This window comes from Streptomyces sp. NPDC091287, from assembly GCF_044768525.1.
GTDB lineage: Bacteria > Actinomycetota > Actinomycetes > Streptomycetales > Streptomycetaceae > Streptomyces.
Genome location: NZ_JBIVUV010000003.1, coordinates 18,760 through 31,456, shown reverse-complemented (window position 1 = coordinate 31,456; position 12,697 = coordinate 18,760). Strand labels below are relative to the sequence as shown.

The window sequence follows — 12,697 nt, the reverse complement described above, 5'->3', positions numbered from 1 at the left end:
GTTTCTCGCCTCCTTCCGCAACCGGTGCCGATGTCGGTGTCGACCGTAGCCGCAGCCGCGCCCGCCGTCCAACGGATAACGGGCGGATCAATGAACCGGGCTCAACGGGGTGTATCCCAGACCATGTTGAACGCCCGCTCGAAGTTGACGTACCCAAGACGCTCGAAGGACTTCGCCATCGGTACGTTGCCGAGGTCGGTCGCCGCCCGGATCCGGTCCACGCCCTCGGCCGCCAGCACCCGGGTGCCCTCGGCGAGGAGGTCGTCGATGTACCCGTGGCCGCGCAGGTCGGGCAGCACTCCGATGTACGCGATGATCGGGTTGTAGTTGTTACGGGCCGGGATGACGAAGCCGACCGGCTCACCCGTGGGCAGTTCGGCGATCCGCCACCAGTCCATCGGGGTGGAGTATCCCGCCAGTTCCTCGTCGTACTGCTTCTCGGCCGCCTCGCGGGCACCGAGCCCGGACGCCAGGTCCGCCTGCCCGTGGGCGTCGAGCGTGCCCTCCATCACCGGCGCCATCAGCGCGACCAGGTCCTCCCGGCCGGCGACCGGACGGAACACCAGCCGGCCGGAGTCCTCGGGCACCGGCGTACCGGACCGCCACTCCAGTCGCAGCCGCTCGACCAGCATCCGGGCCCCGGTCTCCTCCATCACCCGGATCCGCGCCTCGACGACGTCCCGGGCGACCGGGTCCTCGCGCCAGTCCGGCGGCACGAACCGCCCGTACTCGGGCCGCTCCGCACCGGAGGGCAGCACGGCCGCCGTCGCCGTCTCCAGCAGCCGGACGCCGATCGCGACACGCTCCGCGACCGGCAGCGTGTCGTCCAGATCGAAGAAGTCCAGCGCCAGCGGCCTGTTGCCCGCCGCGTCGGTCCACCAGGCCGCCCTCGCGACGACCCGCTCCCCGTCCAGGGCGACCCACATCCACTCCGGGGCGCGGCGCCCGGTGGCGAGGTCGTCGGCCAGCTCATGGTCGAGAACATACGAAAGGCCGCAGAACAGGTCGAGTTCACCGGTCCCGGAGAGCGGACGGACCGTCAACCGGGGTGGAACAGAGATCACAGAGTCTCCTCGTGGTGGATGAGCGGCAGACCCTAGCAAGGGGCCTTGCCGGGGAGCGGCGCAGGTCAGCGCGGGCGGAAACTCGGTCTCATCTGGACACCCCGGGCCCCTCGGCCCGACAATCGTCAACGTGACGTCCTCCTTCGAGTTCCACACGAGTCCCGCGCGGCTGTCGGACGCCCAGCGCGACCGTGTCCTCGGCGTGCTCAGAGACGGCGCGGCACAGGGCAAGCTGTCGCACGACACCTTCATGCGGCGCATGGAACTCGCCCTCGTCGCCCGGCGCCCGGAGGAGCTGGCCGCCCTCACCTCCGACCTGGGGGCCGGCGGCAACTGGTCCCAGGGACTGGTCCGCGCGGTGGGCGGGATATCCGCCTTCCCCGGGCGGCTGCGTCGCGCCTGGCAGACCGAGCGGCTCCCCAAACTGCTGCTCCCCGCCCCCGGCCCGTACCCGCTGCTCATCGGCCGCGACCCGGCCAACGGACTGCGCCTCAACCACGAGACCGTCTCCCGGCTGCACGCCGAACTCTCCGCGCAGAACGGCCGTTGGGTGCTGCGCGACCTCGGCTCCACCAACGGCACCTGCGTCAACGGCCAGCGGCTCGTCGGCTCCATCCCGGTGCGGGACGGGGACCAGGTGAGCTTCGGCCGGATGAGCTTCCGTCTCACGGCCCCGGCACTCCGCCCGCCCGATCTGCCGCCGCGTGCGCCCGGACCGTCCGCCCAACCGCCCGAGCTGCCGTCGGCCGCGCCCCGGCCGCCCGCTCACCCGCCCGAGCTGCCGCCGCCCGGGTCCGGCCACCCGCCCGCCTGAGCCCACCGGGTCAGTGCTGCTGGTGCGGCCCGCGCCCGGCCAGCGTGAGGAACGCCTCGCCGACCGCCTCCGAGAGCGTCGGATGCGGATGGATGTGGCGGGCGACATCGGCGGGCTCGGCGTCCCAGCCGACCACGAGCGGGCTCTCCGCGATCATCTCCGAGACGTGCGGGCCGACCAGATGCACGCCCAGCACCCGGCCCGCCCGCTCCGCCACCACCTTCACCAGCCCGCCCCTGCCGTGCACCATGCCCTTGGCGACGGCGGTCAGCGGCAGGGCGTTCACCACCACGTCGTGCCCCGCGTCCCGGGCCTGCGCCTCGGTCAGCCCCACCGCGGCCGTCTGCGGCGAGGAGTACGTGACCCGGGGAACGGTGGCGTAGTCGATCGGGGAAGTACGCAGCCCGGCCAGCGTCTCCGCGACCAACAGCCCTTCGGCGAACGAAGCGTGGGCCAGTCCCGGTGACGGCGGCGGCAACAGGTCGCCCACCACGTGGATGCCCGGCACCGCCGTCTCCAGCCGCGCCCAGTCGGCCGGCACCACATGGCCCCGCCCGTCCGTGGTCAGCCCCGCCGCCGCGAGCCCCGGCCCCGCCGCGCTCTCACCCGAACGGCCGTACGCCGACTGCGGTGCGCCCCCGGCGGTGGTCCGCTGAGAGGGCGCGCGCCGACAGCCGGCGCACCGACTCCAGGGGGCGCGGGATGCCGGCCGACCGCCCCGACGCCCTGCCCGCCGCCCGCCGCCCGCACCGGCTCGCGGGCGGGCAGCCGGGCCTGCTGGCGCCGGGGGCCACCACGGATCCGTACCGGCTGCGTCTCTACCGCCTGCTGCGCACCGACTATCCCCTCGGCTACGACCCGGGCCTCGGCGCCTGGCTGCTGAGCCGGTACGCGGATGTGGCCCTGGCCCTCAATGACCCCCGGTTCACCGGCTACCCGCACGACGGGGCCCCGCGCGGCCGGGCGCCCGTCCCGCTCGGCCTCTGCCGGGGCAGTCTGGTCTGCGTCCCGTCGGCCGTGCCGTACCGCACCGCCGAACCCGCCGTCGAGCGGACCGCGTACGTCCTGGCCCGCCGGATCGCCGGGCGCGACCGGGCGGACCTGGTCGCCGATTTCTGCCGCTGGCTGCCCGCCGGCGCCGCCGCCGCTGCGGCCGGGCTCTCCTACCCGGACCTGAGCACCCTGCCCCGGGGCGCCCTCCACCGGCGGACCGGCGGGGCAGCCGGTGACTGCGCCGGGCCCACCGCGCTCCGCGAGCACGCCCTCGCCTCGTTCCTCGCCAACATGCTCGACGACCCCGACCTGCTGGCCGCCGCGACGGCCGGCGCCGGGGCCGCCACGCTGCTCGGGCGGGCCTGGGCGGAGACGCTGCGCCGCGACCCGCCCGTCCAGATCGTGCTGCGCCGCACCCGGACCGAGGTGGCCGTCAGCGGCGGCACGCTGCCCGCCGACGCGCCCGTCGCCTGCCTCATCGGCGCGGCGGGCCGCGACCCGGCCCGGTTCGGCGCGCCCGACCGCTTCGACCCGCTGCGCGCCGACGCCGATCCGCTGATCATCGGCCCGGCCGGCTGCCCCGCGGCGCTCCTCGGCGGACTGGAGGCCGAACACGGCCTGCGCGCCCTGCTGACGGCGATGCCCGGCATCCGCTGGGCCGAGGGCTTCCGCCCGTCGGCGGGCGGCCTGCTCACCCGAGGCCCGCGCGCCCTTCTCGTACGCCCGTCCTGACGGTCATGCCCCCCGTCAGTCCCGCACCCGCCGCAGCAGCGCCACCGGCCGCTCGGCGAACAGCTCGGCCGCCGCCACCGCGCCGCCCGCGAACTCCCGGCCCGGCGAGGCCGACAGCAGGTCCCGCCAGGGGCCCCCGCCCGGCAGCTCCAGCACCGTGTCCCGCCAGCCCCCGCCCTCGGCCAGCCGCAGCGACAACCGGGTCACCGCCGTGACCACCTCGTCCGACCGGCAGAAGGACAGCAGGTGCGGGGCGGCCGGGCCCCGGGCCGTCAGCGGCGCGTACGTCCCCGGCTCCCCGAACACCTCCGGCCGTTCCCGCCGCAGCCCCAGCGCGGCCCCCGTCAGCGCCTGCTTCTCGTCCGGGAACTCCGGCCGCCGGAACGGCCGCCGGTTGTCCGGGTCGACCAGGGCCAGGTAGTCGCACTCCGTGCCCTGATAGAGATCCGGCACCCCCGGCATCGTCAGCTGCACCAGCGCCGCCCCCAGCACCTGGGCCCGCACATGCGGGGCGAGCGCGTCCGCGAACTCGGCGACCAGCGTCCGGGCCACGCCCGCCCCGTTGCCCGGACCGGCGGCGACGAAGTCCGACACCGCCCGCTCGTACACCGGATCCGGCTCCGTCCAGCTGGTGAACAGGCCCGCCTCCCGCACCGCCTTCAGCAGCGCCGGCTCCAGCCGCTCGGACAGCTCATCGGCCGGCAGCTCCGCGCAGCCGTACGCCGACTGCCACGCAGACCACGCCAGTTGGGGGTCCGGGGCCGACACGCTGGTCGCCGCCGACAGCTCCGCCACCAGCGCCGCCCACCGCTCCGGGCACTGGGACAGCACCGCGATCCGGGCCCGCACGTCCGCGCTGCGCTTGGTGTCGTGCGTGGTCAGAACCGTGCCGGTGGCGGGCCAGTCGCGCGCGATCCGCGCCGCGAAGGCGTGGAACTCCTCCGGCGACACCTCGGGCCGTCCCGGGTTCCCGCCCACCTCGGTGGCCGAGACCAGCGGGACGTACCGGTAGAACGCCGTGTCCTCCGCGGACTTGGCGTGCAGCGCGGACGCGGTCTGGGCGAACCGGGCACAGAAGGCCGCCTGTTCCTCCCCGTCGCCGAGCCGCCCGAGCGCCAGATCCCGTACGACGTCCACGGCCGACGCCTCCTCCGGGACGGAGAACACCGCCTTCGCGTCCCGTACCGCCTCGTCGGTCAGCGTCTCCTCGGCGATCCGCGTCGGCGGTTCGCCCGCCGTGACGTACGGGCGGTAGACCGGGATCCGCACCAGCAGCTCCCGGACCGCCGTCCGCAACGCCCAGGGCGCGTGGTCGCGCAGCGCGGGGTCCCGGTCGCAGATCCCGGCCGCGAGCCGGGTCAGCCACGCGGTCTCGGCGGCCAGCTCATGCGTCGCCACCCGGTACGCGGCCCGGCGCACCGTCGCCGTCCAGTCGCCGCCCCGGTCGCCGGGCGGGTCCGCGAACTCCCGGTAGCGGCCGAGCAGCTCCGCCGCGCCGGACGGGTCGGTGAACAGCCCGTCGATCCGGTGCAGCGCGTCGTACCCGGTGGTGCCCGCGACCGCCCAGTCCGCCGGGAGCCGCTCGTCGCCGGTGAGGATCTTCTCCACCACCGTCCAGCGGCCGCCGGTGGCCTCGTTCAGCCGCTCCAGATAGGCGCCGGGCGCGGCGAGACCGTCGGGATGGTCGACGCGCAGCCCGTCGAGCACCCCGTCGCGGAGCAGTTCGAGGACCTTGGCGTGCGTGGCGTCGAAGACCTCCGGGTGTTCGACGCGGACGGCGATCAGCTCCGAGACGGTGAAGAACCGCCGGTAGTTCAGCTCGGTGCGGGCGAGGCGCCACCAGCCGAGCCGGTAGTGCTGGGCGTCCAGCAGCTCCGGCAGCGGGAGGTCCGCCGTGCCGGCGCGCAACGGGAACTCCAGCTCGCCGTAGCGCAGCACCTCTCCGTCCACCGAGAGGCGCTCCAGCTCTCCGCCGAGCGGCCCGGCGAGCACCGGCAGCAGCACCCGGCCCCCGCCCGCCGCCCAGTCGATGTCGAACCAGCGGGCGGACGGGGAGGACGGGCCCTCGCGCAGCACGTCCCACAGCCGCCGGTTGTGCCGGGGCGAGGCCGCCATGTGGTTGGGCACGATGTCCAGGACCAGGCCGAGCCCGTGCTCCCGGGCGGCCGAGGCGAGCGAGCGCAGCCCCTCCTCACCTCCCAGCTCCGCCCGGACCCGGCTGTGGTCGACCACGTCGTAGCCGTGCGCGGAGCCGGGGACCGCCTCCAGGACGGGCGACAGATGGAGGTGCGAGACGCCGAGCGCGGCGAGGTACGGCACGGCCTTCTCGGCGGCGGCGAACGGGAAGTCGGGCTGGAGCTGAAGCCGGTACGTGGCGGTGGGCGTCATGGACTCCTACGTACCCCGCCCGGGGCGATCCGTGTCACCCCGGGCGGAACACTCACTCCCGCTCCCGGCCCACCGGGCCTCAGGCGGGCCGCTTCAGCACGGTCAGGCTGCGCCCGATCAGCGTGACCCGTTCGCCCTCGGCGACCTTCGGTCCAGCCCCCGGCTCCACCCCGTCCGGCCGCGCGGTGTCGACGACGACCTGCCACTGCTCCCCGTGGCCGACCGGGACGGCGAACTCCAGCGTCTCGGCGCTCGCGTTGAACATCAGCAGGAACGAGTCGTCGGAGATCCGCTCGCCGCGCGGCCCCGGCTCCGAGATCGCGTGCCCGTTCAGGAACACGGTCATCGCCTTGGCGTGGGCCGCCTGCCAGTCCTGCTGCGTCATCTCCTCGCCCTCGGGGGTGAACCAGGCGATGTCGGAGAGCTCGTCGTGGGTGCCCTCCATCGGCCGTCCGTGGAAGAAGCGGCGGCGCCGGAAGACGGGGTGGTCGCGGCGCAGCCACACCATGGCCCGGGTGAACTCCAGCAGCGTCGAGGCGGGGGCGCCGGCCTTCTCGTCCGGATCGGGCCAGTGCACCCAGGCCAGCTCGTTGTCCTGGCAGTAGGCGTTGTTGTTGCCGTTCTGCGTGCGGGCGAACTCGTCGCCGTGGCTCAGCATCGGCACACCCTGCGAGAGCATCAGCGTGGCGATGAAGTTCCGCATCTGACGGGCCCGCAGCTCCAGGACCTCCGGGTCGTCACTCTCGCCCTCCGCGCCGCAGTTCCAGGACCGGTTGTGGCTCTCGCCGTCCCGGTTGTCCTCCCCGTTGGCGTCGTTGCGCTTGTCGTTGTACGAGACGAGGTCGTGCAGGGTGAAGCCGTCGTGGCAGGTGGTGAAGTTGATCGAGGCGAGCGGGCGGCGGCCGTCGTCCTGGTAGAGGTCGGAGGAGCCGGTGAGCCGCCCGGCGAACTCAGCCAGGGTGCGCGGCTCGCCCCGCCACAGATCGCGGACCGTGTCGCGGTACTTGCCGTTCCACTCGGTCCACAGCGGCGGGAAGTTGCCCACCTGGTAGCCGCCCTCGCCGACGTCCCACGGCTCGGCGATCAGCTTCACCTGGCTGACCACGGGGTCCTGCTGCACCAGGTCGAAGAACGAGGAGAGCCGGTCCACCTCGTGGAACTGACGGGCGAGCGTCGCCGCGAGGTCGAAGCGGAAGCCGTCCACATGCATCTCGGTCACCCAGTACCGCAGCGAGTCCATGATCATCTGGAGGACGTGCGGGGACCGCATGAGCAGGGAGTTCCCGGTGCCCGTGGTGTCCATGTAGTAGCGCTGGTCGTCGGTGAGCCGGTAGTAGGAGGCGTTGTCGAGGCCGCGGAAGGAGAGCGTCGGCCCGAGGTGGTTGCCCTCGGCCGTGTGGTTGTAGACCACGTCGAGGATGACCTCGATGCCCGCCTGGTGCAGCGCCTTCACCGCCTGTTTGAACTCCAGCACCTGTTCGCCGCGGTCGCCCCAGGACGCGTACGTGTTGTGAGGGGCGAAGAAGCCGATGGTGTTGTAGCCCCAGTAGTTGGCGAGCCCCATGTCCGAAAGCCGGTGATCCTGCACGAACTGGTGAACGGGCATCAGCTCGATGGCGGTGACGCCCAGTTCGGTCAGATGGGCGATCACCTCCGGGTGCGCGAGGCCCGCGTACGTGCCGCGCAGCTCGGGCGGGAGCCCCGGGTGCAGCATCGTCAGGCCCTTCACATGGGCCTCGTAGATCACCGTGCGGTGGTAGTCCGTCCGGGGGCGGCGGTCGTCGCCCCAGTCGAAGTACGGGTTGACCACCACCGAGCTCATGGTGTGCGGGGCCGAGTCGAGGTCGTTGCGGGCGTCCGGCCTGCCGAACGGATAGCCGTACACCTCCTCGCCCCACTGGATCTTTCCGGCCACCGCACGGGCGTACGGGTCCAGCAGCAGCTTCGCGGAGTTGCACCGCTGCCCGCGCTGGGGTTCGTAGGGGCCGTGCACCCGGAAGCCGTACCGCTGACCCGGCATCACCCCGGGCAGATAGGCGTGGCGCACGAAGGCGTCCGTCTCGCGGAGCTCCACCGCCGTCTCCGAACCGTCGTCGTGCAACAGGCACAGTTCGATCCGGTGGGCGGCCTCGGAGAAGACCGCGAAGTTGGTGCCGGCGCCGTCGTACGTGGCGCCGAGGGGGTAAGCGTGTCCCGGCCAGACCTGCATGATGAAGACTCTTCCACTTCTGATCCGGGTGCGGTGGCTTTCCTCGGCCCGATACTTCCCGAATACTCCCCGAAAACACGGTGCTCACCTAGGACGTCGCCCGGTGCGGCCGGGTCCCGTCGCCGGACCCGGGCCCCACCGGTCAACTTCGGACACTCCCGTGCCGCCCCGGACGTGCTTCCGGACCCCGTCACCCGGTGGGCGTCCGGTTCCCGCCCCGGGGCAGGGGGCCTAATCACTATGAATCCGCTCACTCCACCCGATCTCGCCGCAAGGAACAAGCCTTGCATGCAGGGGAGTTGAGAAAGTCGCCTGCGCATCGGGCTGCGTCGGATCGTGCTCCCGGAGTACCCTTCCTTGATCGTTGGGTGGGGGAGTGGAAGGCGGTACGCGGGTGAGCTCGGGAGGGTTCGAGCTGCCCCCAGGTGACGCAGGTCACGAGGGGGAGTCGACCGATGCCCCGCCCGGGGCGGTGTCCCTCGCGCAGCCCATGGAGATCGGCGCCGAGCTGGACTGGGGCTCGGAGGCCTGGAACGAGGTGCGCACCCGGGCCCAGCGGGCCGGACGCGCCTATATTTGGCTGAATCTGGTCGAACAACGTCTGCGGGCCGTCGTCGCCGCGGTGCTCCGGCCGATCTACGAGCCGGTGCACGGCGAGGAGTGGGTGGTGGCCGCGGCCGGACCGGCCGGGCAGGAGTGGGTGCAGCGCGCCGTCGCCGTACGCGAGGTCTCGCGCCGCAAGGGCTATCTGCTGGACCCGGCCGACGACAACGTCCTCAGCTTCCTGACACTGCCGCAGCTGCGTGAGCTGATGGTCCAGCACTGGCCCTGTTTCGAGCCGTACTTCGACGACCGGCGCGACGTCGAGCTGGCCCTGGACGAGCTGGAGGTCGCGCGCAACGTCGTCTCCCGCAACCGCGCGCTGAACGAGGCGGTCCTCGCCCAGGCGGAGCGCGCCTCCGCCCGGCTCCTGGACATCCTCGGCAGCGGGGCGGGGGTGCCCTCCGCGGACCGGCTGCCGGTGGACGCGGTGGAGGAGCTGGTCGGCGACCGGTACGCGGACGTGGTCTCCGTCCACCCCGACCGGGTCCGGCTCCAGCGCCAGCTGCCCGCCGAGGACCTCTTCGGCGGGGCGCGGCGGCTGGACGCCATCGGCATAGGGCTCAACCTGCTCGTGCAGAACTTCTCCGGCCGCCGGCTCGTCCGGCTCGCCGAATCGGGCTGCCGGGTCCGGCTGCTGTTCATCAACCCGGCCAGCAGCGCGGTGCGCCGCCGGGAGCGGGAACTCGGCCTCAAGAAGGGCGAGCTGAGCCGTTCGGTGGAGATGAACATCCTGCACATGCGCCGGGTGCGCTCCAAGCTCCACGACCCGGGCGCGTTCGAGATCCAGGTCTTCGACGAGACCCCGCGCTTCACCGCCTACCTGGTGGACGGCGACGGCCCGGACGCCGTGGGCGTCGTCCAGCCCTATCTGCGGCGGGCCCGGGGCATGGAGGCGCCCGTGCTGGTGCTGCGCGGCGGGGGCAGGCGGACGGTGGTGCGGGCGGGGCAGGACAGCGAGCACGGCCTCTTCGAGACGTACCGCGAGGAGTTCGAATCGGTCTGGACGGACTCCCGGCCGGTCTCCTGACCGACCTGTCCGGTCTCCTGACGGGCCTACCCGGTCTTCTGACCGACCTGCCCGGTCTTCTGACGGGTCCGCCCGGTTCTCCTCACGGGCCCGCCCGGTCTTCTGACGGGCCGTGGTGCCGCAGACCTCCCGGGGGCTCTGTCAGTGGCCCGTGCGAAGGTGGTCAGCACATGGGGGAGCGCACCACGAAGGAGGTATCGGGATGAGCTGGCACCGGGGAACACTGGTCGGCTTCGACCTGGAGACGACGGGGACCGACGTCGAGAACGACCGGATTGTCACCGCCGCGCTGGTCCGGCTGGACGCGGACGGGACGATCGCCGAGCAGCGGACCTGGCTGCTCGACCCGGGGGTGGCGATACCCGAACAGGCCTCCGCGATCCACGGCATCGGCACCGACCACGCCCGCAAGCACGGGTCGCGGGCCGCCCCGGCGGTCGAGGAGATCGCCCACGCGGTCGCCGAGGTGCTGCGCTCGGGCGTCCCGCTGGTGGTGATGAACGCCCGCTACGACCTCTCGCTGCTGGACCGCGAGTGCCGCAGGTACGGGCTGCCGTCGGTCGACGAGCGGGTCGGCGGAGCGCCCTCGCCCGTCATCGACCCGCTGGTGATCGACAAGCACGTCGACAAGTACCGCAGGGGCAAGCGGGCCCTCCAAGCACTCTGCGACCACTACGGGGTCACCCTCGACGGAGCCCACGACGCGAGCGCCGACGCGGTGGCCGCCGTGCGCGTGGTGCGCCGGATGGGAGAGCGGCACCGCCCCGTCGGCACCCTGCCGCCCGGCGAACTGCACGCCCTTCAGATCCGGGCGGCCGCCGAGCAGTCGGCCTCGCTCCAGGCCTACCTGCGCCGCTCGGACCCGGCGGCCGTGGTGGAGGCGTCCTGGCCGGTGATTCCGCGCAGCCGCTGAGCCGGGGCGGGCGGGGCTTTGAGCCCCCTCCGCGTCAGTTCGCGGCGGGGGAGGCTTCGTCGTCCGCCTTGATGTCGAAGTTGACCTGATCGCCGTCGACCGAGGTGACGGTGGCCGTCACGCCCAGGGTGCTGCCGTCGCCCGCCGTGAGAATGCACCGGGTGGTGGTGCCGACCTTCCCGGCGAGGTCCTCCGGGCATGTGATGTCCGGTTCCGGCTGACCCGTCGTCTCGGCGAGCTTCTCGGCGACCGTGGCCGACAGCTTGTCCTTGGACAGCTTGGACTCGGAACTTCCCACGCCGGCCGAGGCCGAGCAGCCGACGAGCAGCGCGCCGACGGCCATGGCCGAAAGGCTCCACGTCACCGTGGTCGAACGAATGGTGGGCATGGGTGTTCTCTCTCGCATCGCGGGCCGCTCAGAGCTTGCCGAAGATTACTCCGCGCCAGGTCCAGCCCGACTTCAGGGTGGTATTCCGCAGGGGGTCCGTCAGTTGCGCGCTGTCGAAGCTGAACGACTCGGTCGTTTTGAGGCGGCCGCTCTCCCCGCGCTGGAGCGTGTACCGGCGCGAGACGGTCCTGCCCCCGCCTCGGGTGTACTCCGCCGAGGTCTGGAAACGCGGAGGATTCCCGACCCGGGTGACTTCCCAGCTCTCCTCGACGGCACGCACCTCGGGGACGTCTTCGGCCAGACGCATCCGGATCCGGATGGCGTGCGTCAACTGGGACTGGACGAAGAAGTTCTGCCAGGCGGGCTCGGCGATCCGCCACTCCGCCACCAGGTCGGCTCCGTGCGCCGCGCCGTCGCCGATGATGTAGGGGACGTCCGGCCCATTGAGACCGAGCAGGGCCGTCCGCAACTCCTCAGCCGGTCGCGGCGCCACTCCGGCCTCGGGGCGCTTGGTACCGGTCAGCATGTCGAGGAATCCCATGAGGTCAACCTACGCCGAGGCCGCTCAGAAGGGGTACCAGCGGACCTCGGGGTCCCCGTCGCGCAGGGATGCCACCCGGCGGTGGAATTCGGCGAGCGCCTTCGGGTTGGCCGGGGCGTGCTGGGAGACCCAGGCACAGCTGGCCGTCTCCCGGGCGCCGCGCAGCACCGCGCACCCCTCCCACTCCCGGACGTCCCAGCCGTACGCGGACGTGAAGGCGTCGTAGGCGGCCGGGTCGAGGCCGTAGCGGTCGCGGGAGAGGGCGAGAACGACCAGGTCGTGCTCGCGCAGATCGGCGGAGAACGTCTCCAGATCGACCAGGACCGGGCCGTCGGGCCCGACGTGGACGTTGCGCGGGAGCGCGTCGCCGTGGATCGGTCCCGGCGGCAGATGCGGAACGAGCGCGGCGGACGCGGCCGCGAAGCCGTCGCGGCGCTCGCGGAGGTAGTCGGCGTCCGCCGGGTCGATCGCCTCTCCCGCCAGGCTCAGCCAGCGCTCCACGCCGCCCAGCAGCTCGCGGAGCGGCAGGGTGAAGTCGGCCGGGGCGGGCAGCGCGTGCACCAGGGAGAGCAGCGGTGCGAGGTCGCGCGGCTCGGCGGGGCGTACGGGGTCGGGAAGCCGGTGCCACAGCGTCACGGGGTGGCCCTCGACCAGGCGGGGCCCGCGCTCGGCCGCGCGGACGGCCGGGACGCCGGACGCGGCGAGCCAGTCGGCGAGGGCCACCTCCCGCTCGGCCCGCTCGCGCAGCTCGGGGTGGCCGGTGGCGTCCCGGCCGACCTTGATCACCAGGTCGCCGGCGGCGAAGACCGCGTTCTCGCCCAGCGCGAGCAGCTCCGCCGCGCCGGGGAAGCCGGCGGCCGTCAGCACCTCGCGCGCTCGCATCTCGTCCATGGGTGCGATTTTGCATCCCCGCAGGCCACCTTGACGAACCGATGACCCGTCAGCACGATGACGGAGGCCTCCCTGGCAGCAGGGACGGGATGAAGTCCGTCTCAAGTACATCAGGGAGATACGGGGCAAAGGGG

Annotated in this window: 10 protein-coding genes and 1 pseudogene; 4 read left to right on the top strand and 7 right to left on the bottom strand. The window is 73.1% G+C overall.

From position 1 onward, the window contains the following. Window positions 1–101: 101 nt before the first annotated feature. Window positions 102–1,064: a GNAT family N-acetyltransferase gene (locus ACIQRW_RS04980; RefSeq protein WP_403754525.1), complete on the bottom strand. Its 963-nt coding sequence runs from the start codon at window positions 1,062–1,064 to the stop codon at window positions 102–104. Between the two features lie 130 nt (window positions 1,065–1,194). Between ACIQRW_RS04980 and ACIQRW_RS04975 the strand changes: the two genes are divergently transcribed. Beyond that, entirely contained in the window at window positions 1,195–1,878 is a 684-nt protein-coding gene (locus ACIQRW_RS04975; RefSeq protein WP_403754523.1) for a DUF1707 and FHA domain-containing protein, read from the top strand. 10 nt (window positions 1,879–1,888) lie between these two features. On the opposite strand, the pseudogene ACIQRW_RS04970 reads toward ACIQRW_RS04975, so the two are convergent. Continuing rightward, a pseudogene (locus ACIQRW_RS04970) lies at window positions 1,889–2,470 on the bottom strand (dihydrolipoyl dehydrogenase); the annotation flags it as partial. Between the two features lie 110 nt (window positions 2,471–2,580). Here ACIQRW_RS04970 and ACIQRW_RS04965 point away from each other — a divergent pair. After that, window positions 2,581–3,603, top strand: a complete 1,023-nt coding sequence (locus ACIQRW_RS04965; RefSeq protein ID WP_403754520.1) for a cytochrome P450 — start codon at window positions 2,581–2,583, stop codon at window positions 3,601–3,603. Between the two features lie 15 nt (window positions 3,604–3,618). On the opposite strand, the gene treY is transcribed toward ACIQRW_RS04965, so the two are convergent. Together treY and glgX are read right to left on the bottom strand one after the other, a co-directional pair. Further along, window positions 3,619–5,991: a malto-oligosyltrehalose synthase gene (gene treY / locus ACIQRW_RS04960; protein ID WP_403754517.1), complete on the bottom strand. Its 2,373-nt coding sequence runs from the start codon at window positions 5,989–5,991 to the stop codon at window positions 3,619–3,621. 79 nt (window positions 5,992–6,070) lie between these two features. After that, window positions 6,071–8,200: a glycogen debranching protein GlgX gene (gene glgX, locus ACIQRW_RS04955; RefSeq protein WP_403754515.1), complete on the bottom strand. Its 2,130-nt coding sequence runs from the start codon at window positions 8,198–8,200 to the stop codon at window positions 6,071–6,073. Between the two features lie 394 nt (window positions 8,201–8,594). Here glgX and ACIQRW_RS04950 point away from each other — a divergent pair, with 394 nt between their 5' ends. Both ACIQRW_RS04950 and ACIQRW_RS04945 read left to right on the top strand, forming a co-directional pair. Next, window positions 8,595–9,830 carry an SAV2148 family HEPN domain-containing protein gene (locus ACIQRW_RS04950; RefSeq protein ID WP_403754512.1) on the top strand — a complete coding sequence of 412 codons (1,236 nt, stop codon included), beginning with the start codon at window positions 8,595–8,597 and terminating at the stop codon, window positions 9,828–9,830. Between the two features lie 202 nt (window positions 9,831–10,032). Then, window positions 10,033–10,743 carry a 3'-5' exonuclease gene (locus ACIQRW_RS04945; RefSeq protein WP_403754509.1) on the top strand — a complete coding sequence of 237 codons (711 nt, stop codon included), beginning with the start codon at window positions 10,033–10,035 and terminating at the stop codon, window positions 10,741–10,743. Window positions 10,744–10,777: 34 nt separating this feature from the next. On the opposite strand, the gene ACIQRW_RS04940 is transcribed toward ACIQRW_RS04945, so the two are convergent. Genes ACIQRW_RS04940 through ACIQRW_RS04930 form a run of 3 tightly spaced genes read right to left on the bottom strand, consistent with a single transcriptional unit; the run spans window position 10,778 to window position 12,563 of the window. Continuing rightward, on the bottom strand, window positions 10,778–11,131 hold the full coding sequence (locus tag ACIQRW_RS04940; RefSeq protein ID WP_403754506.1) for a DUF4333 domain-containing protein: 354 nt from the start codon (window positions 11,129–11,131) through the stop codon (window positions 10,778–10,780). A gap of 28 nt (window positions 11,132–11,159) precedes the next feature. After that, window positions 11,160–11,672 carry a hypothetical protein gene (locus tag ACIQRW_RS04935; protein WP_403754503.1) on the bottom strand — a complete coding sequence of 171 codons (513 nt, stop codon included), beginning with the start codon at window positions 11,670–11,672 and terminating at the stop codon, window positions 11,160–11,162. Window positions 11,673–11,696: 24 nt separating this feature from the next. Continuing rightward, the gene (locus ACIQRW_RS04930) at window positions 11,697–12,563 is read right to left on the bottom strand and encodes a phosphotransferase enzyme family protein (RefSeq protein ID WP_403754500.1); all 867 of its coding nucleotides are present in this window, start codon (window positions 12,561–12,563) and stop codon (window positions 11,697–11,699) included. Window positions 12,564–12,697: the final 134 nt, after the last annotated feature.

Excerpts from the sequence above, each read along its gene's own strand:
- ACIQRW_RS04965 (WP_403754520.1), top strand. The coding sequence starts at position 2,581 with ATGCCGGCCGACCGCCCCGACGCCCTGCCCGCCGCCCGCCGCCCGCAC.
- treY (WP_403754517.1), bottom strand. The coding sequence starts at position 5,991 with ATGACGCCCACCGCCACGTACCGGCTTCAGCTCCAGCCCGACTTCCCG.
- glgX (WP_403754515.1), bottom strand. The coding sequence starts at position 8,200 with ATGCAGGTCTGGCCGGGACACGCTTACCCCCTCGGCGCCACGTACGAC.
- ACIQRW_RS04945 (WP_403754509.1), top strand. The coding sequence starts at position 10,033 with ATGAGCTGGCACCGGGGAACACTGGTCGGCTTCGACCTGGAGACGACG.
- ACIQRW_RS04940 (WP_403754506.1), bottom strand. The coding sequence starts at position 11,131 with ATGCCCACCATTCGTTCGACCACGGTGACGTGGAGCCTTTCGGCCATG.
- ACIQRW_RS04935 (WP_403754503.1), bottom strand. The coding sequence starts at position 11,672 with ATGGGATTCCTCGACATGCTGACCGGTACCAAGCGCCCCGAGGCCGGA.
- ACIQRW_RS04930 (WP_403754500.1), bottom strand. The coding sequence starts at position 12,563 with ATGGACGAGATGCGAGCGCGCGAGGTGCTGACGGCCGCCGGCTTCCCC.